The sequence below is a fragment of the Pseudomonas sp. Irchel 3E13 genome (assembly GCF_900187455.1).
GTDB lineage: Bacteria > Pseudomonadota > Gammaproteobacteria > Pseudomonadales > Pseudomonadaceae > Aquipseudomonas.
In genome coordinates, this window is record NZ_FYDX01000007.1 from 68,819 (window position 1) to 88,451 (window position 19,633).

The 19,633-nt window shown below is 64.5% G+C and carries 19 protein-coding genes; 7 read left to right on the plus strand and 12 right to left on the minus strand.

Features of this window, described 5'->3' with window-relative positions:
- Nucleotides 1-7: 7 nt before the first annotated feature.
- Genes pqqC through CKW37_RS13370 form a run of 4 tightly spaced genes read left to right on the plus strand, consistent with a single transcriptional unit; the run spans nucleotide 8 to nucleotide 3,953 of the window.
- Nucleotides 8-763: a pyrroloquinoline-quinone synthase PqqC gene (gene pqqC, locus CKW37_RS13355; protein WP_095156177.1), complete on the plus strand. Its 756-nt coding sequence runs from the start codon at nucleotides 8-10 to the stop codon at nucleotides 761-763.
- Nucleotides 760-1,035, plus strand: coding sequence for a pyrroloquinoline quinone biosynthesis peptide chaperone PqqD (gene pqqD / locus CKW37_RS13360; protein ID WP_095156178.1), 276 nt, complete (start codon nucleotides 760-762; stop codon nucleotides 1,033-1,035). Before pqqC ends, pqqD begins: the two co-directional genes overlap by 4 nt.
- Nucleotides 1,007-2,167, plus strand: a complete 1,161-nt coding sequence (pqqE, locus tag CKW37_RS13365) for a pyrroloquinoline quinone biosynthesis protein PqqE (RefSeq protein ID WP_095156179.1) — start codon at nucleotides 1,007-1,009, stop codon at nucleotides 2,165-2,167. Before pqqD ends, pqqE begins: the two co-directional genes overlap by 29 nt.
- Entirely contained in the window at nucleotides 2,133-3,953 is a 1,821-nt protein-coding gene (locus CKW37_RS13370; protein ID WP_095156180.1) for a S9 family peptidase, read from the plus strand. Before pqqE ends, CKW37_RS13370 begins: the two co-directional genes overlap by 35 nt.
- Nucleotides 3,954-3,992: 39 nt before the next feature.
- On the opposite strand, the gene CKW37_RS13375 is transcribed toward CKW37_RS13370, so the two are convergent.
- The 3 genes from CKW37_RS13375 to CKW37_RS13385 all read right to left on the minus strand — a co-directional run bounded on the left by CKW37_RS13375 (nucleotide 3,993) and on the right by CKW37_RS13385 (nucleotide 6,297).
- Nucleotides 3,993-4,151, minus strand: a complete 159-nt coding sequence (locus CKW37_RS13375; RefSeq protein ID WP_003177654.1) for a YqaE/Pmp3 family membrane protein — start codon at nucleotides 4,149-4,151, stop codon at nucleotides 3,993-3,995.
- 170 nt (nucleotides 4,152-4,321) lie between these two features.
- Nucleotides 4,322-5,602, minus strand: a complete 1,281-nt coding sequence (locus CKW37_RS13380) for an aspartate aminotransferase family protein (RefSeq protein ID WP_095156181.1) — start codon at nucleotides 5,600-5,602, stop codon at nucleotides 4,322-4,324.
- A complete protein-coding gene (locus CKW37_RS13385) occupies nucleotides 5,599-6,297 on the minus strand; it encodes an MOSC domain-containing protein (protein WP_095156182.1) in 699 nt (232 codons plus the stop codon). The genes CKW37_RS13380 and CKW37_RS13385 overlap by 4 nt, the downstream gene beginning before the upstream one ends.
- A gap of 103 nt (nucleotides 6,298-6,400) precedes the next feature.
- On the opposite strand from CKW37_RS13385, the gene CKW37_RS13390 reads away from it, so the two are divergent.
- Nucleotides 6,401-7,321, plus strand: a complete 921-nt coding sequence (locus tag CKW37_RS13390) for a LysR family transcriptional regulator (RefSeq protein ID WP_095156183.1) — start codon at nucleotides 6,401-6,403, stop codon at nucleotides 7,319-7,321.
- Nucleotides 7,322-7,550: 229 nt separating this feature from the next.
- Here CKW37_RS13390 and CKW37_RS13395 read toward each other — a convergent pair whose 3' ends face one another.
- The 9 genes from CKW37_RS13395 to bioB form a co-directional block, all read right to left on the minus strand.
- On the minus strand, nucleotides 7,551-9,329 hold the full coding sequence (locus CKW37_RS13395) for an acyl-CoA dehydrogenase C-terminal domain-containing protein (RefSeq protein WP_095156184.1): 1,779 nt from the start codon (nucleotides 9,327-9,329) through the stop codon (nucleotides 7,551-7,553).
- Nucleotides 9,330-9,459: 130 nt separating this feature from the next.
- On the minus strand, nucleotides 9,460-10,743 hold the full coding sequence (locus tag CKW37_RS13400; RefSeq protein ID WP_095156185.1) for a GGDEF domain-containing protein: 1,284 nt from the start codon (nucleotides 10,741-10,743) through the stop codon (nucleotides 9,460-9,462).
- Nucleotides 10,744-10,970: 227 nt separating this feature from the next.
- The gene (locus tag CKW37_RS13405) at nucleotides 10,971-12,776 is read right to left on the minus strand and encodes a phenylacyl-CoA dehydrogenase (protein WP_095156186.1); all 1,806 of its coding nucleotides are present in this window, start codon (nucleotides 12,774-12,776) and stop codon (nucleotides 10,971-10,973) included.
- Nucleotides 12,777-13,050: 274 nt separating this feature from the next.
- The gene (locus CKW37_RS13410) at nucleotides 13,051-13,347 is read right to left on the minus strand and encodes a pyrroloquinoline quinone biosynthesis protein PqqE (RefSeq protein WP_095156187.1); all 297 of its coding nucleotides are present in this window, start codon (nucleotides 13,345-13,347) and stop codon (nucleotides 13,051-13,053) included.
- A gap of 149 nt (nucleotides 13,348-13,496) precedes the next feature.
- Nucleotides 13,497-14,177: a dethiobiotin synthase gene (gene bioD / locus CKW37_RS13415; protein WP_095156188.1), complete on the minus strand. Its 681-nt coding sequence runs from the start codon at nucleotides 14,175-14,177 to the stop codon at nucleotides 13,497-13,499.
- Nucleotide 14,178: 1 nt separating this feature from the next.
- On the minus strand, nucleotides 14,179-15,003 hold the full coding sequence (gene bioC / locus CKW37_RS13420; RefSeq protein WP_095156189.1) for a malonyl-ACP O-methyltransferase BioC: 825 nt from the start codon (nucleotides 15,001-15,003) through the stop codon (nucleotides 14,179-14,181).
- A complete protein-coding gene (locus tag CKW37_RS13425) occupies nucleotides 14,996-15,727 on the minus strand; it encodes an alpha/beta fold hydrolase (RefSeq protein WP_095156190.1) in 732 nt (243 codons plus the stop codon). Before CKW37_RS13425 ends, bioC begins: the two co-directional genes overlap by 8 nt.
- Nucleotides 15,720-16,892, minus strand: a complete 1,173-nt coding sequence (bioF, locus tag CKW37_RS13430; protein ID WP_095156191.1) for an 8-amino-7-oxononanoate synthase — start codon at nucleotides 16,890-16,892, stop codon at nucleotides 15,720-15,722. Before bioF ends, CKW37_RS13425 begins: the two co-directional genes overlap by 8 nt.
- Nucleotides 16,893-16,899: 7 nt before the next feature.
- On the minus strand, nucleotides 16,900-17,958 hold the full coding sequence (bioB, locus tag CKW37_RS13435; RefSeq protein ID WP_095156192.1) for a biotin synthase BioB: 1,059 nt from the start codon (nucleotides 17,956-17,958) through the stop codon (nucleotides 16,900-16,902).
- A gap of 90 nt (nucleotides 17,959-18,048) precedes the next feature.
- Between bioB and CKW37_RS13440 the strand changes: the two genes are divergently transcribed.
- Together CKW37_RS13440 and CKW37_RS13445 are read left to right on the plus strand one after the other, a co-directional pair.
- Entirely contained in the window at nucleotides 18,049-18,786 is a 738-nt protein-coding gene (locus CKW37_RS13440; RefSeq protein ID WP_095156193.1) for a ComF family protein, read from the plus strand.
- Between the two features lie 59 nt (nucleotides 18,787-18,845).
- Nucleotides 18,846-19,610: a TOBE domain-containing protein gene (locus CKW37_RS13445; RefSeq protein WP_095156489.1), complete on the plus strand. Its 765-nt coding sequence runs from the start codon at nucleotides 18,846-18,848 to the stop codon at nucleotides 19,608-19,610.
- The last annotated feature ends 23 nt before the right edge of the window (nucleotides 19,611-19,633 follow it).

The following is a 19,633-nucleotide window of genomic DNA, read 5'->3' on the forward strand; positions in this document are numbered from 1 at the left end:
CCAGGTAATGAGCGACGCGAAACCGCTGTCCCCCGCCGAATTCGAGCAGGCCCTGCGCGCCAAGGGCGCCTACTACCACATCCACCACCCCTACCATGTGGCGATGTACGAAGGCCGCGCGACCCGCGAGCAGATCCAGGGCTGGGTCGCCAACCGATTCTACTATCAGGTGAACATTCCGCTGAAAGACGCGGCAATCCTCGCCAACTGCCCGGACCGCGACGTGCGCCGCGAATGGCTGCAACGCATCCTCGACCACGATGGCGCACCCGGCGAAGACGGCGGCATCGAAGCCTGGCTGCGGCTGGCCGAGGCGGTGGGGCTGGACCGCGAGCAAGTGCTGTCGCAGGAACTGGTGCTGCCCGGCGTGCGTTTCGCCGTGGACGCCTACGTCAACTTCGCCCGCCGCGCCTGCTGGCAGGAAGCGGCCAGCAGCTCGCTGACCGAACTGTTCGCCCCGCAGATCCACCAATCGCGCCTGGACACCTGGCCGCAGCATTACCCGTGGATCGACCCGACCGGCTACACCTACTTCCGCAACCGCCTGAGCCAGGCGCGGCGTGACGTCGAACACGGTCTGACCATCACCCTGCAGCACTACACGACGGTAGAAGGCCAGCAGCGCATGCTGGAAATTCTCCAGTTCAAGCTGGATATTCTCTGGAGCATGCTCGACGCCATGAGCATGGCCTACGAACTCAACCGCCCGCCCTATCACAGCGTCACCGACGCGCGGGTCTGGCACCGGGGGATCGCCCTATGAGCCTCGACCGATACCTGACGCCGCGCTGGCGTCCCGGCTACCGCTTCCAGTACGAGCCGGCGCAGAAAGCCCACGTACTGCTGTATCCCGAGGGCATGATCAAGCTCAACGAGAGCGCGGCGCTGATCGGCGAGTTGATCGACGGCGAGCGCGACGTGAACGCGATCATCGCCCTGCTCGACGAGAAATTCCCCGGCGTGCCCGAACTTCCCGAAGACATCGAGCAATTCATGGAGGTGGCCCGTGCCGAACACTGGATCACCCTTGAGTGAGCAACCCGGCAAACCCGAGGTTGGCCTGCCGTTGTGGCTGCTGGCCGAGCTGACCTACCGCTGCCCGCTGCAATGCCCGTACTGCTCCAACCCGCTGGACTTCGCCGCCCAGGGCCAGGAACTGACCACCGAACAGTGGTTCAAGGTGATGGCCGAGGCGCGGGAAATGGGCGCGGCGCAACTGGGCTTTTCCGGCGGTGAGCCGCTGGTGCGCCAGGACCTCGCCGAGCTGATCGGCGAAGGCCGGCGACTGGGCTACTACACCAACCTGATCACCTCCGGCATCGGCCTGACCGAGGAGAAGATCGCCGCCTTCAAGAAGGCCGGGCTCGACCATATCCAGATCAGCTTCCAGGCCAGCGACGAACAGGTGAACAACCTGCTCGCCGGCTCGAAGAAAGCCTTTGCGCAGAAGCTGGAAATGGCCCGGGCAGTGAAGGCCCAGGGCTATCCGATGGTGCTGAACTTCGTCACCCACCGGCACAACATCGACCGCATCGACCGCATCATCGAGCTGTGCATCGCCCTCGAAGCCGACTTCGTCGAGCTTGCCACCTGCCAGTTCTATGGCTGGGCGCACCTGAACCGCGTCGGCCTGCTGCCGACCCGCGCGCAACTGGAGCGCGCCGAGCGCATCACCAACGAATACCGCGACCGGCTCAAGGCCGAAGGCAACCCGTGCAAGCTGATCTTCGTCACCCCGGACTACTACGAAGAACGCCCCAAGGCCTGCATGAACGGCTGGGGCAGCGTGTTCCTCACCGTCACCCCGGACGGCACGGCCCTGCCCTGCCACGGCGCGCGGCAACTGCCGGTGCAGTTTCCCAACGTGCGCGAGCACAGCATGCAGCACATCTGGTACGACTCCTTTGGTTTCAACCGCTATCGTGGTTATGACTGGATGCCTGAGCCGTGCCGCTCGTGCGATGAGAAAGAACGTGATTTCGGCGGCTGCCGCTGCCAGGCGTTCATGCTCACCGGCGACGCCAGCAAGGCTGATCCGGTGTGTGCCAAATCGGCGGACCACGGCATGATTCTCGCGGCGCGGGAGGAGGCCGAGACCGCCAGCCTGACCATCGACCAGATGACCTTCCGCAATGATCGAAACTCCCGACTCATCGCTCGCGGCTGAGCGCTTCAGCGCCGAGCAGGCCGTCGCCGCCGGCACCGACTTCGCCGAACTGAAGGTCGGTGCCCACGGCCTGTTCTGGAACGAATTCCGCCCACTCGACGGCGCCTGCCGGATCTGGCACTGGCGCGACGGCCTGGCCCGCTGCCTGACCCCGGATGGCTTCAGCGTGCGCAGCCGGGTCTACGAATACGGCGGCGGTTCGTTCTGCCTGAGCGACGACGGGCTGGTGTTCGTCAATGAGAGCGACCAGCAGCTTTACCGCCAAACCCTCGACGGCACACCACCGCAAGCCCTGACCCAAGGCCAGCGCCGCTATGGCGACCTGCTCTGGGCCATCGGCCGGGTGCTGGCGGTGGAAGAAACCCACGCCCCCGAACAAGTGGAACATCGGCTGGTCGCCATTGCCGCCGACGGTGATCGCGAGGTACTGGCCGAAGGCGCAGACTTCTACGCCGCGCCGACCTTGAGCGATGACGGCCAGCGCCTGGCCTGGATCGAATGGAGCCGGCCCGACCAGCCCTGGACCGCGACCCGGCTCTATGTTCGTGACGGGCAGCAAGCGCCGCGCTGCATCGCCGGCGACGACACCCCGCAATCATTGCAACAGCCGCGATTCGACCGCGATGGCCGGCTTTACTGCCTGTCCGACCGCAACGGCTACTGGCAACCCTGGGGCGAAATCGACGGCCAGTGGCAGCCGCTGCCCGCCGCCAACGCCGACCATGCCGGCGCGCCGTGGCAACTGGGCGCCAGCACCTGGCTGCCGGTGGGCGATGGCTATCTGGCGAGCTGGTTCGAAAGCGGTTTCGCCCGCCTCGGCCTGCGCACGGCGAACGGTGAACTGGACGACTTCAGCGGCGACTACAGCCGCTTCCGCAGCCTCGATCTGGACGACACGTCGATCTACGCCATCGCCGCCTCACCGGTCAGCCCGCCAGCGGTGATCTCCATCGACCGTCATAGCCATGCGGTCCAGGTGCTGGCGGGCGGCGTGCTGCCGCTGCCGGCCGACGGCATCAGCCGCCCGCGCGGCTTCAGCTACCCGAGCGGCGACGGCGAGGCTCACGGTTTCTTCTACCCGGCCATGAACGGCAGCGGCCCGACGCCGCTGATCGTGTTCATCCATGGCGGGCCGACCTCGTCCTGTTATCCGGTGCTCGACCCGCGCATCCAGTACTGGGCGCAGCGCGGGTTCGCCGTGGCCGACCTCAATTACCGCGGCAGCAGCGGCTATGGCCGGGCCTACCGGCAGGCGCTGCACCTGCGCTGGGGCGAGGTGGATGTGCAAGACGCCTGCGCGGCAGTCGCGCACCTGGCGGCTGAAGGCTTGGTCGATGCGGCCCAGGCGTTTATCCGTGGTGGCAGCGCGGGCGGCTACACCACCTTGTGCGCCCTCGCCTTCCACGACGTGTTCCGCGCCGGAGCCAGCCTGTATGGGGTCAGCGATCCCGTTGCACTGGCCCGGGCCACGCACAAGTTCGAAGGGGATTATCTGGACTGGCTGATCGGCGACCCGCACCGTGATGCCGAGCGCTACCACGCCCGCACGCCGCTACTGCACGCGGGAAACATCAAGGTGCCGGTGATTTTCTTCCAGGGCGAACTGGACGCGGTGGTAGTGCCGGAACAGACCCGCTCGATGTTGGCGGCGCTGAAGGCCAATGGGATCGAGGCGGTGGGACATTTCTATCCGACCGAGCGGCATGGGTTCAGGACGGCAGCGAACCTGGCGCATGCGTTGGAGGAAGAGTGGCGGTTTTACTGCAAGGTTTTGGGCGCGGGTTGATGGCCTCATCGCTGCGATGCGGCGATGAGGCTCAAAAGCTCAGCGCTTGGCGATGATATACACCGCATGCACGATCCCCGGAATGTACCCCAGCAGCGTCAGCAAGATGTTCAGCCAGAATGCGCCGCCAAACCCCACCTGCAGAAACACCCCCAACGGTGGCAGGAGGATGGCGATGATGATGCGGATGAAGTCCATGAAACATCTCCTCGAATGATGTCCTGTTCTGACCCCGGCCTCTGCGCCGTGGTTCCCACAGCATAGCCAGTCGCCATTGCCGAAAAAAAACGCCCCAGACCAAAAACAACAGGTCCGGGGCGACGCGCAGGAACGCGAGACGGTTCGTTTGATTCGTGACTGAGTCCGGGTCAGGCGTTGGCCTCGCGGCGCCGGCTCAGTTGCGCGGTGTGGACACGGGAGAAGGCCCGGGCCAGACGCAGCAGCATTTCGTCGATATTGCCGTGGCTGACGGTCAGCGCCGGCGAGAAGCGCAGCACATTCGGCTGCGGCGCATTGAGCAGCAGGCCTTCCTGCAACGCCGCCTTGACCACCTCGGCCGCCAGAGGCTCGTTCAGTTCCAGCCCCCACAACAGGCCTTGGCCACGGACTTCGCCCTGGCCGTAACGCCCAGCCAGACGGCTCAAACCGTCACGCAGGTGACGCCCGGCGTCTTGCACCTGGCTCAGGAAACCGCTGTCCAGCACCGTTTCCAGCACCGCCAGACCCGCCGCGCTCATCAGCGCGTTGCCGTGGTGGCTGCCTTCCAGTTCACCGGCCTCGGCGCAGCAGGCTGTGCCGCGGGCCAGCAGCGCGGCGATCGGCACGCCGCCGCCGAGGCCCTTGCCGAGGGTCAGAATGTCGGCGCGCACGCCGTAGGTTTCTTCCGCGAGCAGCGCACCGCAGCGGCCCACGCCGGTCTGCACTTCATCGAGGATCAGCAAAATGCCCAGCTCGCGGCACAGCCGCTCCACACCCTTGAGGTAATGCTGGGTCGCCGGGATCACGCCGGCCTCGCCCTGGATCGGTTCCAGCATGATCGCCACGGTGCGCGAGTCCACTGCCGCATGCAGCGCCGGCAGGTCGTTGAACGGGACTTTGCTGAAACCCGGCAGGCCCGGCTCGCAGCGGTTGCACGGCAGCGGGTCGGAGGCGGACAGCGCACCGAGGCTGCGGCCGTGGGTGCCCTGGCTGGCGGTGATGATGTGGTAAGCGCCGTTGCGATGAAGCTGACCCCATTTGCGCGCCAGCTTGATCGCCCCTTCACAGGCTTCGGCGCCGCTGTTGAGCAGATAGGCCTGGTCGCTGTCGGTGCTCTGGCACAGCAGGTTGACCAGCTTGAGCTGGCCGCGGTTGTGAAACCCCGCGCCGGAATTGATCAGCGCCTGGGCCTGACCGCTCAGGGCCTGGACCAGTGCCTTGGGGCTGTGGCCGAGGCTGTTGACCGCATTGCCCTGAGTGAAGTCGAGGTAGGCCCGGCCTTCGCTGTCCCACAGCCAGGAGCCCTGGCCACGGACGAAGACTTGCGCGGCACGTTCGATGGCCGGCATCAGGTGCTCGCGAGACAGCGGATCGACGGGGTCGGCCAGCGCCGGAGCCGGCGCCGCTTCGACGGCGCGTGCCGCCTGGCGCCGCAGGTTGAACAGGTTCATGCGCGCAGTCCTTCCAGTGGCAGGCCGAGCAAGCGTGCGCTCCAGTCTTCGACCCTGCCGCTGCGCAGACGCTTGATCGCGATATCACGCCAGCGTGACGACAGGGCCGGACAATCCACCAGCTTCTTCAAACCCGCATGCTCCAGAGGTTCACGGTAAAAAGTGTGCAGCGCCCAAGCCACGGTGAGGCCGGGATAACTGCGCTGTATCAGTTCAAAAGGCTCGTCGGCGCTGACGAAGCCGGGCTTGAGCACCCGGTAGAACCAGCCGCAGCGGCCACTGTCCTGCGCCTGTTGCGGCAGCTCCGACAGTCCCCAGCGGTGGCTCAGGCGGTAGCAGGGCGAGCGCGGCTGGCTGATTTGCAGCAACGCCCCGCCCCAGCGGAACAGGTCGCCCAGGCACACCTGTTCTTCGGTGACGCCGTGGGTCGAGAGGTTTTCGCCAAACGCCGGTGCCCGCCAGTCGATCTGTGGATAACGTTTCCGCCACCAGGCGTAGTGCTCGGCCGGATAGTGGTGCAGGGCCCGTTCCGGGCCGGTATGGAAACGTGGGTCGCCGTGTTCATCGCTTCCAAGCCCCTGCGGCCATAACCAAAGCCGCCGCGCAACCTCTTCCTTATCGATATCGGTCATCAAGCCGTGACCGAGATTCTTTGCCTTGCCTATGTAAACGCCATCCACATATACGGTGTTCATCGCGCCTTCTGGCCCTGTAAACCTTGTGAATACGGGCATAGACTAGGCGTCTCGGGCCGTTGCGGCCATTTCGTTTTTCGAGCTTTTTCGATAAGTAGAAGTTATGGATTTTCGCCAACTGCGTTATTTCGTCGCGGTGTATGAAGAAGGTCATGTCGGCCGCGCCGCCGAGCGCCTGTCGCTGTCGCAGCCCGCGCTGTCGCAACAGATCCGCCAGCTCGAGCACAGCCTCGATGTCAGCCTGTTCGAGCGCGGCAACAAGCGCCTGCTGCCGACCCTGGCCGCGCACACCCTCTACAACCACGCCGTGCCCCTGCTCGACGGTCTGCAGCGGGCCCGCGAAGCACTGCGCAACTTCAAGGGCCAGGCCCTGCGTACCCTGGCCATCGGCGTGCTGCAAACGGTACGGCCGAGCCTGGTGCCGCAGTTGCTTGACCGGGTGCGCAAGGCCCAGCCGCACCTGGTGGTGCAGATCTACGAACTGTCGGGGATGGAGATCGAACGGCGTCTGCTCAACGGCACGCTGGACATCGGCATCAGCTACCTGCCCCCGCGCCAAGCGGGGCTGCACGGGTTGCTGCTGTACGAAGACGAGTTACAAGTCGTGATTCCGCACACGCACCCGCTGCGCGAGTTCAAGAAGGTCTCGCTGAAACAGGCCGCCGAACTGCCGATGATCCTCCTCGGCGAGGAATTCCAGGTGCGGCAGATCTGGCAGGGGCAACTGGCCAACCTGGGCCGGCGCCCGCAGGTGCAAGCGGAAATGAACAATATGGGCGGGATACTCGACAGCCTGGCGCACACTTCGCTGGCGACAGTGTTGCCGGGGCGGGCGCAGGAGGGGTCGGAAGATCCGGAGTTGCTCTGGAAGCCGTTGAGCGAGCCACGGGTGCCGCTGAAGGTCGGGCTGGTGTTCCGCGATGCTCAGCGTCAGCAGGCGTCGGTCGAGCTGCTGCGCACATTGCTGGAAGAGGAAATTGATCCGCGGCAGATGGGCGTGTCGCCGCTGGACGTGCTGGGATAAAAATCGCAGGCAAAAGAAAACCCCGCCGAAGCGGGGTTTTGCAGACTGTTTCCCTTTTGACTTCCCTTTCGCCCCACCATCCTGGTGAGAATCCTTCGTTCATCCCTGGTTGTTCATTGCGCGTCCTGCGCGACGTCCATGTGAGAAAGATTAACTGTGGATCCAATATTCCGGAAGACGCCAAAGACCACCACGCCATGTAAGTAAATGCTTACATGGCGCATTTACGTCAGAACTGCTCGGCGTCGAGCAGGTACAGCGACTCGCTACCGGCCTTGACCGAGGCGCACAGCGACTGCAAACGCGGCAGCAGGCGGGCGAAGTAGAAGCGCGCGGTGCCCAGTTTGCTGGCGTAGAACGTGTCGTCGCCCTGCTTGGCCAGCGCGGTGCGCGCCATCAACGCCCACATGTAGGCGTAGGCGGTGTAGCCGAAGGCGTGCAGGTATTCCACCGAAGCCGCACCAATCTCGTTGGGGTTGCCCTTGGCGCGATCCAGTACCCAGGCGGTCAGTTCGTCGAGGTCATTCAAGGCGGCGTTGAGCGGCGCGGTGAACTCGGCCAGTTCGCTGCCCGCCGTGGCGGTGAAATGGCGAATCTCGTCGGCGAACAGCGTGTAGAACGCGCCGCCGCTGCCGACGATCTTGCGGCCCACCAGGTCAAGTGCCTGAATGCCGTTGGTGCCTTCGTAGATCTGGGTGATGCGCACATCACGCACCAGTTGCTCCTGACCCCATTCGCGGATGTAACCGTGGCCGCCGAACACTTGCTGGCCATGTACGGCAGTTTCCAGGCCGAGGTCGGTGAGGAAGGCCTTGGCCACCGGCGTCAGCAGCGCTACCAGGTCCTCGGCGCGCTTGCGGGCGGTCGCCTCCTCGCTGAACTTGGCGGTGTCGAGTTGCATAGCAACGTAGGTGGAGAACGCCCGGCCGCCTTCGTTCAGGGCCTTCATGGTCAGCAGCATGCGGCGCACGTCCGGGTGGACGATGATCGGGTCGGCGACCTTGTCCTTGGCCTGCGGGCCAGTTGGCGCGCGGCTCTGCAGACGGTCACGGGCGTACTCGACGGCGTTCTGGTACGAGCGCTCGGCCGAGGCCAGGCCCTGGATCCCAACGCCCAGGCGCTCGTAGTTCATCATGGTGAACATGGCCGCCAGGCCCTTGTTCGGCTCGCCGACCAGATAGCCGACCGCTTCGTCGAAGTTCATCACGCAGGTGGCCGAGGCCTGGATGCCCATCTTGTGTTCGATCGAACCGCAGGTGGCCGGGTTGCGCGCGCCCAGGCTGCCGTCGGCATTGACCAGGAATTTCGGCACCAGGAACAGCGAGATGCCCTTCGGACCGGCCGGGGCGTCCGGCAGCTTGGCCAGCACCAGATGGATGATGTTTTCGGTGAGGTCGTGTTCGCCGCCGGTGATGAAGATCTTGGTGCCGCTGACCTTGTAGCTGCCGTCGGCCTGCGGCTCGGCGCGGGTGCGGATGATGCCGAGGTCGGTGCCGGCATGCGGCTCGGTCAGGCACATGGACCCGGCCCAGACGCCGGCGTACATGTTCGGCAGGTATTGTTCCTTCAACTCGTCGCTGGCGTGGGCGTTGATCGACAGGCAGGCGCCGGCGGTCAGCATCGGGTACAGGCCGAAGGACAGGCTGGAGGAGTTGACCATTTCCTCGACCTGGGCCGAGATCACCTTGGGCATGCCCATGCCGCCGTACACCGGGTCACCGCCAACGCCGACCCAGCCGCCTTCGGCGTAGGTGCGGTAGGCCTCGATGAACCCGGCCGGGGTGCGTACTGCGCCGTTGTCCCAGTGGCAGCCTTCTTCGTCGGCGGCGCGGCTCAGCGGCGCGATGCTCTTGCCGGTGACCTTGCCGGCTTCTTCCAGCACCGCCATGGCGGTGTCTTCGTCCACCGTCTCGGCCAGCGCGGGCAGATCGGCCCACAACTTCGAGACTTCGAAGACCTCATTGAGGACGAAGCGCATATCGCGCAGCGGCGCTTTATAGTCAGCCATGGCAACCTCTCAAACCGTGAGTCGTGGGCGATCCCATTGTAGGACCGGTACTAAGAACCAAGGTCCAAAGTCTAACCCAACAACTTTTGCGACACATAGGGTCATCAAGAGACCGAACAGTCAGTTACGGTCACGCCACGCGCATCGCTCCACGCCGATCTTTTTGCCCATGGGCCATCACACAGTTGCGTCCCGCGCCTTTGGCGCTGTAGAGCGCCTGGTCCGCGGACTTGAGCACTTCGTCCGGGCCGCGGTGCTCGGGCTGGCGTTCGCAGGCGCCGATACTGACGGTCACCGAAACGCTGCTGGCGCCCGCCGTGCCGCGGCGCTGACGGCCTTGCTGGTCGTCCTGCGGGCGGTTGTCCTGATTGCGCAACTGGATGGCGTAGTTGGCGATCATCTCGCGCACCGCTTCCAGGTGCGGCATGCATTCCTCGATGGTCTTGCCGGCAAACACCAGGGCGAATTCCTCACCGCCGTAGCGATAGGCACGGCCGCCGCCGGTCACCTTGGACAGCTTGCTCGCCACCAGGCGCAGCACCTGGTCACCGACATCGTGGCCATGGGTGTCGTTGAATTTCTTGAAGTGGTCGACGTCGGTCATCGCCAGCACATAGTTACGGCCCAGGCGCTGCATGCGCTCGTTCAGCGCGCGACGACCGGGCAGGCCGGTGAGTTCGTCGCGGAAGGCCATCTGGTAAGCCTCGTGGGACACTGCGGCGGCGATCATCAGCATCACCTGGCTGCACATGATGTTCAGGGTGAACGGCAGGATGAACGTCTGCGGCAACATCCAGAAAATGCCGATCAGGCCAATGATCTGCGCCGCATGCAGGGGCCGCGGCTCGCGCAGGTACTGCACCACCAGCACGACGAAGGCGAGGAAAAACACCGGGTAGGACAACTGGATCAGGCTCATCCACTTGCCGTGCAACGCCGGCCAGCGGATCTCCGCCAGCCAGCCCAGCAGCGCCTGTGGGTAACTCTGCTCCAGGCCCAGCGCCACGCTGCCCACCGCCAGCAGCACGGCGAAGCGCGCCACCATGTCCTGGAACAGGTGGGTGCGCTCCTGCCAGGCGCCGAACAGCGCGAACAGGATCGGCAACAGCAGGCAGACGAGGTGGAACACCACCGCCGCATCTTCGCGGACCCGGCCGTTGTCACGATAGAAATCAGTCTGGGTGTCGAGCAGGTAGTAGGCGATGTACACGGTGATCATCAGGAACAGCTCGCGCTGACGCCGATACACCGCGCAGTAGGCGCCGCCGAGCAGCAGCACCAAGGTCGGCAGCACGTTGAACAGCGACGTGAAGAACACCGACAAGTCCCGCACATAGGCGGCCGCGAGTCCGGACAGCAGCAAGCAGGCGCCGGGAAGGAAGTGACTGACTTTTACAGCGGAAAAACGGAACAAGAGAACTCTCCGATCCAGCAGATCGATAATGTCATTGTGCCTCTACTGTATCGGCAATGCACATGAATAGATAAATTTTTGACGTCAATTTCTTTAACGGCAGCAATAGCCTGAAGCTTGAACCTCATCTGTTGGATCAAACCGGCCTCATCGCCGGCGACAGGATTTCAGCAGACAAAAAAAACGCCTGCCGGTTAGGGCAGGCGTTTTTCGGTACAGCAGAGCAATCAGTAAGACAGGCCGAAGTTCGCTTCGTCCATCGCCATCAGGTTGTTCGCACCGGACAGCATGGTGGCAACGTGAGTGCGGGTACGCGGCAGGATGCGCTGGAAGTAGAAGCGCGCGGTCTGCAGCTTGGCGGTGTAGAAGGCTTCTTCGCTGGTGCCGGCAGCCAGTTTCTCGGCCGCCAGGCGGGCGATGTCAGCCCAGAAGTAGGCCAGGCAGGCGTAGCCGGAGTACATCAGGTAGTCCACCGAAGCGGCGCCGACTTCCTCGCGGTCCTTCATGGCGGCCATGCCGACCTTCATGGTCAGTTCGCCCCACTCTTTGTTCAGCGCGGCCAGTGGCTCGACGAATTCCTTGGTAGCTTCGTTGCCTTCCTGGTTCTGGCAGAACTTGTGGACGATCTTGGTGAAGCCCTTCAGCGCTTCGCCCTGGGTCATCAGGACTTTACGGCCCAGCAGGTCCAGGGCCTGGATGCCGGTGGTGCCTTCGTACAGCATGGAGATACGGCTGTCGCGAACGTTCTGCTCCATGCCCCACTCGGCGATGAAGCCGTGGCCGCCGTAGATCTGCACGCCGTGGTTGGCGGCTTCGAAGCCGACTTCGGTCATGAAGGCCTTGGCGATCGGCGTCATGAAGGCCAGCAGTGCGTCGGCTTTCTTCTTCTCTTCTTCGTCCTGGCTGTACTTGACGATGTCCACTTGCTTGGCGGTGAAGTAGACCATGGCGCGGTTGCCTTCGGCGAAGGCCTTCATGGTCAGCAGCATGCGGCGCACGTCCGGGTGGACGATGATCGGGTCAGCCGCTTTTTCCGGTGCTTTCGGACCGGTCAGCGAGCGCATTTGCAGGCGGTCACGGGCGTATTTCAGGCCACCCTGGAAGGCCACTTCGGCGTGGGCCAGGCCTTGCAGCGCGGTCCCCAGGCGAGCGGTGTTCATGAAGGTGAACATGCAGTTCAGGCCTTTGTTGGCCGGGCCAATCAGGTAGCCGGTGGCGGCGTCGAAGTTCATCACGCAGGTGGCGTTGCCGTGGATGCCCATCTTGTGTTCGAGGGAACCGCAGGAAACAGCGTTGCGCTCGCCGACAGTGCCTTCGGCGGTCGGTAGGAACTTCGGCACGATGAACAGGGAAATGCCTTTGGTGCCGGCCGGTGCATCGGGCAGGCGGGCCAGGACGATATGGACGATGTTGTCGGCCATGTCGTGTTCACCAGCGGAAATGAAGATCTTGGTGCCGGTGACTTTGTAGGAACCGTCGGCCTGAGGTTCGGCCTTGGTCCGCAGCATGCCCAGGTCGGTGCCGCAATGCGGCTCGGTCAGGCACATGGTGCCGGTCCATTCGCCGGACACCAGCTTGGTCAGGTAAGCCTCTTGCTGCTCGGGGGTGCCGTGCTCGGAGATGGTGTTCATCGCGCCGTGGGACAGGCCAGGGTACATGCCCCAGGACCAGTTCGACTCGCCAACCATTTCGCTGACCGCCAGGCCCAGCGACTCCGGCAGGCCCTGGCCGCCGTGATCGACGTCATGCGCCAGGCTCGGCCAGCCGCCTTCGACAAACTGCTTGTAGGCTTCCTTGAAACCGGTAGGGGTTTTCACGCCCGACTCGCTCCAGGTACAGCCTTCCAGGTCACCAACGCGGTTCAGCGGGGCCAATACCTGTTCACAGAACTTGGCGCCTTCCTCGAGGATGGCATCCACCATGTCAGGCGTGGCGTCCTGGCAACCCGGCAGGCTCTGATAGTGCGCTTCATAGCCGAGCAGTTCATCACGGACGAAACGAATATCACGCAAGGGGGCTTTGTATTCAGGCATAGCGATGAACCTCTGCTGATGAATCCTGGATGGGGTGGGAGAGACCGCGACACACCGACCAGCTCTTGGCGGCTTTCGGTCAAACAGTTGTTTGAAACATACGTTTACGCCGAAAGCTTGTCAAGCACCCCGCCGGTGGCACTTTTGTCATCCTCCGTTTGCATGAAACCCTGCAAGAAAGTGTAGAAAACACGCAGCCGAACGCCCGGCACAATTGCCAAGGCGCTGATGAATAAAGGGTATCGGGGAAAGATGAAGCCTGAAGCGGCGGGCCTCAGGCGTAGGTATCGATCAGCGTGCCGAGCATTTCGTCCGACGCTTTGGCCACTTTGACACCGAGTTCGACCTGCTGCTTGCCCAGGGCCTGCTCAACGGTGTTGGTGGCCAGGTCCAATTGCTGGCTGCGATCGACCGAACGCAGGCGCTCGGCCTGGTAGTCGCTGGACTGGCTGGTGACGGCACGCTCGACGGTGCTGTTGGCGATCTGGCTGACAGCCTGATCGACGCGGTGCTGACCGGCCTGAATGGCGCCCAGGCCGGCATAGAATGCGGAACTGCCCGAGATTTCCATTTCAATACTCCAAAAAGCTTGAAGGCGAGAGTGGCAATACAGTGGCTATTGAAGCAGAGGCCGGCGCAAAAGGCCCGTCAAAAACACTAATGGCACCCTGCCCTGCAATAGAGAACCGCTAGCGACCGACCAGACCTTGCACGGTCGCGTCAGTCCAGCAGGTCGATTTGCAGATGCTCCGCCACCGCTTCCGCGCTCGCCGGCTTGAGCCGTGGCACACGTCCCAGACAGGGTGCGGGCAGCCGCTCGGCAAGGCTGGCGAGGTTCTCTTCCAGCCGCGAGGTGCGCGAATCAATGATGTTGGCCACCCAGCCCGCCAGTTGCAGGCCATCGCGGGCAATTGCCTCGGCGCTGAGCAGTGCGTGGTTGATGCAGCCCAGCCGCACGCCGACCACCAAAATAACCGGTAGCTTCAGCGCCACCGCCAGGTCGGACAGATTGGCGTGGTGCGACAGCGGCACCCGCCAGCCGCCCGCGCCTTCGATCAGGGTGAAATCCGCCTGCCGGGCGAGAATCTCGCGCATCGGCCCGAGCAGCCCCTGCACGCTGAGGTCGATACCGGCTTCGCGGGCGGCAAGGTGCGGCGCGATGGCCGGCTCGAAGGCGAAGGGATTGATCTGTTCGTAGGGCAACTTGATCGAACTCTGCGCGATCAGTGCCAGGGCATCGGCATTGCGCAGGCCCTTGGGCGTCACTTCGCAGCCCGAGGCCACCGGCTTGGCGCCGAGGGTGCTGAGGCCAGCCAGTTGCGCCGCATGCAGCAGGCCGGCGGCGACGGTGGTCTTGCCGACATCGGTATCGGTTCCGGCGATGAAATAGGCCGCGGTCATGTCACTCCCCTTGTGTCAGCGGCTTGTGCAAAACCCCGTATACCACCTGATAGGTGGCCGGCAGGCCTTGCGGCTGGCGGAACTGCTCGTAAGCCCGCAACAGCCCCTGCATCCGCGCCCGTCCGGTCAGTCCGGTGGGTCGACCGGGGTTGAGGTTGTGCGCGCCCAACGCTTTCAATTCATGGGTCAGACTGCGCACATCAGGGTAGTGCAAGACATGCGGTTGTGCATGCAACCCAACTACCTCAAGGCCGCTCTCACCGCACAGGCGCTGATAATCCTCGAGCCGGCGGAAGCGGTTGACATGCACCAGCCCATCCACCGCCTCCCAACTGGCCCGCAGCTCATGCAGGGTGCCAACGCACAGGCTGGAGAAGGCCAGCACGCCACCCGGCTGCAACACGCGCCGCGCCTCGCTCAGCACGGCGCGAAAGTCCGCGCACCACTGCACCGCCAAGCTGGAGAACATCAGCTCCGCGCAGCTATGCCGCAGCGGCAGCCGCTCGGCATCCCCGGCCACATGAAAGTGCGCGCCACCCGCCTCGCGGGCATGGCGCAGCATGCCTTCGGCGATATCGACAGCGACACCCAGCCCCTGTGGATAACGTACCTGCAACTGACGGCTGAAATGACCGGTGCCGCTGCCCAGATCAATCCAGCACCGCGGCTGCAGATCCTTCGGCAGCAGCCCTTGCAAGTGGCCGCCCACGGCGCGCTGCAATTCGGCGACGCTGTCGTAGCTGGCGGCGGCACGGGAAAACGACGCGGCCACTTGGCGCTTGTCGGGCAAGGCGCCGGGCAACCCCGGCAGGGATAGATCAGTCATCGCCGCTCTCGTGCAGGAAGGTCTTGATGGCCGCGGCCAGGTCTTGCGGGTATTCGAGGATGAAGGCGTGGGAAGCCTCTTCCACCAGCCCCACTTCCACATCCGGCAACAAGTCGCTGAGGGCCCGGGCGGCCTTGGCCGGCACCAGCTCATCAGCACCGGCAAACAGATGCAGTTGCGGTCCGCCGTAGGCTTGCAGCGCCGCGCGGGTGTCCAGTCGGCCGAGGATTTCCAGGCCATTCACCAGCAGCACGGGATCGGTGTCCGGCACGCCGACTTCCAATTGGCGCAGAACACTTTTCTGTTCCTGCGCGCCCTTGCTGCAGAGCGATTTGAAGCGCTTGAGGGTGACGGAGGTGTGGCCCCGACAACCGTCGACAAACGCCTCGAAGGTGTCCGCTGCCATGCCATCCGGCCAGTCGGGACGGGCGACGAAACTGAGGTTGCTGGCCAGGGTCAGCAGCCCGCAGCAGCGGTCGCCGCGCCGCGCCGCCAACTCGGCGGCGAGCATCCCGCCCAGCGACCAGCCGCCCAGCCAGGTGTCCTTGGGCAGGCGCCGGTCCAGCTCGTCGAGCCAGACGTTCGGGTCATCGCTGACCCGTTCCGGCAACGTCGCCAGTTCGACCCGAAGGCCGGCATCCTGCGCCCGCAGACTGGCCGCCAGCGGCTCCAGCGCGGCACTGCCCAGGCCCCAGCCCGGCAGCAGAATCAGATGGTTACGCATCGACAGGCTCCAACAGCGGATAGCACTCGGCCAATGCATTCAACAATAGCTGCACCTGCGCCTGGCTGTGCGCGGCGGTCAGGGTCACGCGCAAGCGGGCGCTGCCGGCGGGCACGGTGGGCGGACGAATCGCGGTCACCAAAAGGCCGCGCTCGCGCAGCATCCGCGACAGCGCCATGGCGCGTCCGGCATCACCGATCAGGATCGGCTGGATCGGCGTGAAGCTGTCCATCAGTTGCAGGCCGATCTGCTCGGCGCCGCCGCGGAACTGGGCGATCAGCGCCGCCAGATGTTCGCGCCGCCAGTATTCGTCGCGCAGCAGGCTGAGGCTTTTCAGCGTGGCGCAGGCCAGCGCCGGTGGCTGGCTGGTGGTGTAGATGTACGGGCGGGCGAACTGGATCAGGCACTCGATCAGCTCTTCGCTGCCGGCAACGAACGCACCCGCCGTACCAAACGCCTTGCCCAGCGTGCCAACCAGTACCGGCAGTTCTTCCAGGCTCAGGCCGAAGTGCTCGGCCACCCCGCCGCCCTTGCGACCCAGGGTGCCGAAGCCGTGGGCGTCGTCCACCATCAACCAGGCGCCCTTGTCACGGCTGCGGTTGACCAGTTCCGGCAGGTCGGCGATATCGCCGTCCATGCTGAACACGCCATCGGTAACCACCAGGGTATTGCCTTCGGCTTTATCGAGGCGGTTGTCGAGGCTGTCGCCGTCGTTGTGCAAATAGCGGTTGAAGCGCGCGCCACTGAGCAACCCGGCATCCAGCAGCGAGGCGTGGTTGAGGCGGTCTTGCAGAACGGTATCGCCCTGCCCCACCAGCGCGGTAATGGCGCCGAGGTTGGCCATGTAGCCGGTGGTGAATAGCAGCGCCCGCGGGCGCCCGGTGAACTCGGCCAGGGCCTCTTCCAGTTCATGGTGCGGCGTGCTGTGACCAACCACCAAGTGCGAGGCGCCACCGCCCACGCCCCAGCGCTCGGCGCCGGCACGCCAGGCGGCGATAACGTCGGGGTGGTTGGCCAGGCCAAGGTAATCGTTGCTGCAGAAGGCCAGCAGCGGCTGGCCGTCCACTACCACCTGCGGCCCCTGCGGGCTTTGCAGCAACGGGCGCTGACGATACAGGTCAGCGGCGCGCCGCTGTTCGAGGCGCGCACGGAGATCGAAGCTCATGGCTGCCTCAGACCGACGCGGCGTTGTAGAACAGCTCGCTGCTCTTCTGCTCGATCAATGCCTGCTCGATGGCGGCCTGATGCACTTCGTCGGCGTGCTCTTCGCGGGCTTCGGGCTTGATGCCCAGGCGTGCGAAAAGCTGCATGTCCTTGTCGGCCTGTGGGTTGGCGGTGGTCAGCAGTTTCTCGCCGTAGAAGATCGAGTTGGCCCCGGCCATGAACGCCAGCGCCTGCATCTGCTCGTTCATCGCTTCGCGCCCGGCGGACAGCCGGACATGGGACTGCGGCATCAGAATGCGGGCGACCGCCAGCATGCGGATGAAGTCGAACGGATCGACCTCCTCGGCGTTTTCCAGCGGCGTGCCGGCGACTTTCACCAGCATGTTGATCGGCACCGATTCCGGGTGCTCCGGCAGGTTGGCCAACTGGATCAGCAGGCCGGCACGGTCGTCCAGCGACTCGCCCATGCCAAGGATCCCGCCCGAGCAGATCTTCATCCCGGCGTCACGCACATAGGCAAGTGTCTGCAGGCGCTCGCTGTAGGTGCGGGTGGTGATGATGCTGCCGTAGAACTCCGGCGAGGTGTCGAGGTTGTGGTTGTAGTAATCCAGGCCAGCATCGGCCAGGGCGACGGTCTGCTCCTGGTCGAGCTTGCCCAGGGTCATGCAGGTTTCCAGGCCCAGGGCCTTGACCCCTTTGACCATCTGCAGGACGTAGGGCATGTCCTTGGCCGACGGGTGCTTCCACGCCGCGCCCATGCAGAAACGGGTGGAGCCGATGGCCTTGGCTCGGGCGGCCTCTTCCAGCACCTTTTGCACTTCCATCAGCTTCTGTTTTTCCAGCCCGGTGTTGTAGTGACCGGACTGCGGACAATATTTGCAATCTTCCGGGCAGGCGCCGGTCTTGATCGACAGCAGCGTCGAGACCTGTACGCGATTGGGGTCGAAATGCGCCCGGTGCACCATCTGCGCCTGGAACAGCAGGTCATTGAACGGCTGCTGGAACAGGGCTTTGACTTCGGCCAGGGACCAGTCGTGACGAAGCGTTGCAGTTGCGCTGGCGCTCATGGGCGTTTCCTTGTTTAGGCTTGTACTGGCGCCGGAACAGGAATGCCCCGCCAGCGCATCACGGATAGCCCGCATAGTTAAGGAAGCCTCATGCGCTGTCAACCACATCAAGAACCACCGGTTTACATCTGTACAAATAACAACCAGACCTGCTTATTGTGTGATGAAGCGTCCGAGCAGCCGCACCCGATTTGCGTGCCTTGTGAAAGCGAGCTGCCCTGGCTCGATGAACACTGCCGGATCTGCGCCCTGCCGCTGCCGATGCGCGGTCTGCTCTGCGGCCAGTGCGCGCGCCGGCGTCCGGCGTTCCGGCAGGTCGAAGCGCCCTGGCATTACGGCTTTCCCGTGGATGCGCTGATCACCCACTTCAAGCACCAGCGCCAATGGCCACTGGGCCGGCTGCTGGCGCAGATGCTCGGCAACTGGCTCGGCCATCGCTTCGACGAAGGCCTGCCGCGCCCGGACCTGCTGTTGCCGGTACCCATGGCAACCCGGCGCCTGCGCCAACGCGGCTACAACCAGGCGCAGATGCTCGCCGAGTGGATCAGTGCGCAACTGAAGATTCCCTGCAATTCACAACTGCTGGACCGATTGCGAGACACCCCGGCGCAACAGGACCTGAACGCCCGCGCACGCAAGCGCAACCTCAACGGCGCCTTCGCCCTCGCGACCGCGGAGGGCATCCAGGGCCGCCATCTGGCGCTGGTCGATGACGTCCTGACCACCGGCGCAACAGCCCAGGCACTGGCGCGCCTGCTGTGTGATGCCGGGGCGAAACGGGTCGATGTCTACTGCCTGGCGCGCACCCCGCGACCCGGCGACGCTTGACTTGCAGCAGGCAGGCGGGCACTTTCCTGCCGATCATCGTCATCTTTCGTACCCATCCTATGCCCTTGCCCGCGCCCCTGACCCAGCACATCGTCCGCCGTCCGCAACGTATCGGCCTGTTGCAGCACATTGACGAGCAAGGCTCGATCACCCGTGCCGCAAAAGCCGCCGGCATGAGCTACAAGGCCGCGTGGGACGCCATCGACGAACTGAACAACCTCGCCGCCCGACCGCTGGTGGAACGCAGCACCGGTGGCCGCGGCGGCGGCGGCGCCCGCCTGTCGGATGAAGGACGCCGGGTGCTGCGCCTGTACCAACGCCTGCAGATCCTGCAGGCGCAGATCCTCGAAGAAGCCGAGGACAGCAGCGACCTCGACCTGCTCGGCCGCCTGATGCTGCGCACCAGCGCGCGCAACCAGTTGCATGGCCGGGTCAGCGCGATCCATCCGCAAGGGCGCAACGACACCATCGAACTGACCCTCGCCGGCGGTCTGCGCATCGAAGCGCAGATCACACACGACAGCACCCATCGCCTGGAGCTGGAGATCGGCACCGCGGTGGTCGCGCTGATCAAGGCCGGCTGGCTGGAACTGGCCACCCTCGACGAACCGGTGCCCGCGGGCAGCAACAGCCTGAACGCGGAAATCGAAGAATTGCTCGACGATCCACAGGGCCCCAGCGAGCTGCGCCTGACGTTGAGCAGCGGGCAGATTCTCTGTGCGTTCGCCGAGCCGGAGTGGCTGCGGACCCACGGTCTTGGCGTCGGAAACGTCGTACAGGTTCGCTTCCTTCCGACCTACGTTCTTCTCGGAACACCGGTCTAAAATTCGCCATATAAATGTCATAA

What these genes read in the sequence shown, in the direction of transcription:
- pqqC (WP_095156177.1), top strand. Translation starts at nt 8, where the DNA reads ATGAGCGACGCGAAACCGCTGTCCCCCGCCGAATTCGAGCAGGCCCTG.
- pqqD (WP_095156178.1), top strand. Translation starts at nt 760, where the DNA reads ATGAGCCTCGACCGATACCTGACGCCGCGCTGGCGTCCCGGCTACCGC.
- CKW37_RS13370 (WP_095156180.1), top strand. Translation starts at nt 2,133, where the DNA reads ATGATCGAAACTCCCGACTCATCGCTCGCGGCTGAGCGCTTCAGCGCC.
- CKW37_RS13375 (WP_003177654.1), bottom strand. Translation starts at nt 4,151, where the DNA reads ATGGACTTCATCCGCATCATCATCGCCATCCTCCTGCCACCGTTGGGG.
- CKW37_RS13380 (WP_095156181.1), bottom strand. Translation starts at nt 5,602, where the DNA reads ATGAACCTGTTCAACCTGCGGCGCCAGGCGGCACGCGCCGTCGAAGCG.
- CKW37_RS13385 (WP_095156182.1), bottom strand. Translation starts at nt 6,297, where the DNA reads ATGAACACCGTATATGTGGATGGCGTTTACATAGGCAAGGCAAAGAAT.
- CKW37_RS13390 (WP_095156183.1), top strand. Translation starts at nt 6,401, where the DNA reads ATGGATTTTCGCCAACTGCGTTATTTCGTCGCGGTGTATGAAGAAGGT.
- CKW37_RS13395 (WP_095156184.1), bottom strand. Translation starts at nt 9,329, where the DNA reads ATGGCTGACTATAAAGCGCCGCTGCGCGATATGCGCTTCGTCCTCAAT.
- CKW37_RS13405 (WP_095156186.1), bottom strand. Translation starts at nt 12,776, where the DNA reads ATGCCTGAATACAAAGCCCCCTTGCGTGATATTCGTTTCGTCCGTGAT.
- CKW37_RS13410 (WP_095156187.1), bottom strand. Translation starts at nt 13,347, where the DNA reads ATGGAAATCTCGGGCAGTTCCGCATTCTATGCCGGCCTGGGCGCCATT.
- bioD (WP_095156188.1), bottom strand. Translation starts at nt 14,177, where the DNA reads ATGACCGCGGCCTATTTCATCGCCGGAACCGATACCGATGTCGGCAAG.
- bioC (WP_095156189.1), bottom strand. Translation starts at nt 15,003, where the DNA reads ATGACTGATCTATCCCTGCCGGGGTTGCCCGGCGCCTTGCCCGACAAG.
- CKW37_RS13425 (WP_095156190.1), bottom strand. Translation starts at nt 15,727, where the DNA reads ATGCGTAACCATCTGATTCTGCTGCCGGGCTGGGGCCTGGGCAGTGCC.
- bioF (WP_095156191.1), bottom strand. Translation starts at nt 16,892, where the DNA reads ATGAGCTTCGATCTCCGTGCGCGCCTCGAACAGCGGCGCGCCGCTGAC.
- bioB (WP_095156192.1), bottom strand. Translation starts at nt 17,958, where the DNA reads ATGAGCGCCAGCGCAACTGCAACGCTTCGTCACGACTGGTCCCTGGCC.
- CKW37_RS13440 (WP_095156193.1), top strand. Translation starts at nt 18,049, where the DNA reads ATGCGCTGTCAACCACATCAAGAACCACCGGTTTACATCTGTACAAAT.
- CKW37_RS13445 (WP_095156489.1), top strand. Translation starts at nt 18,846, where the DNA reads ATGCCCTTGCCCGCGCCCCTGACCCAGCACATCGTCCGCCGTCCGCAA.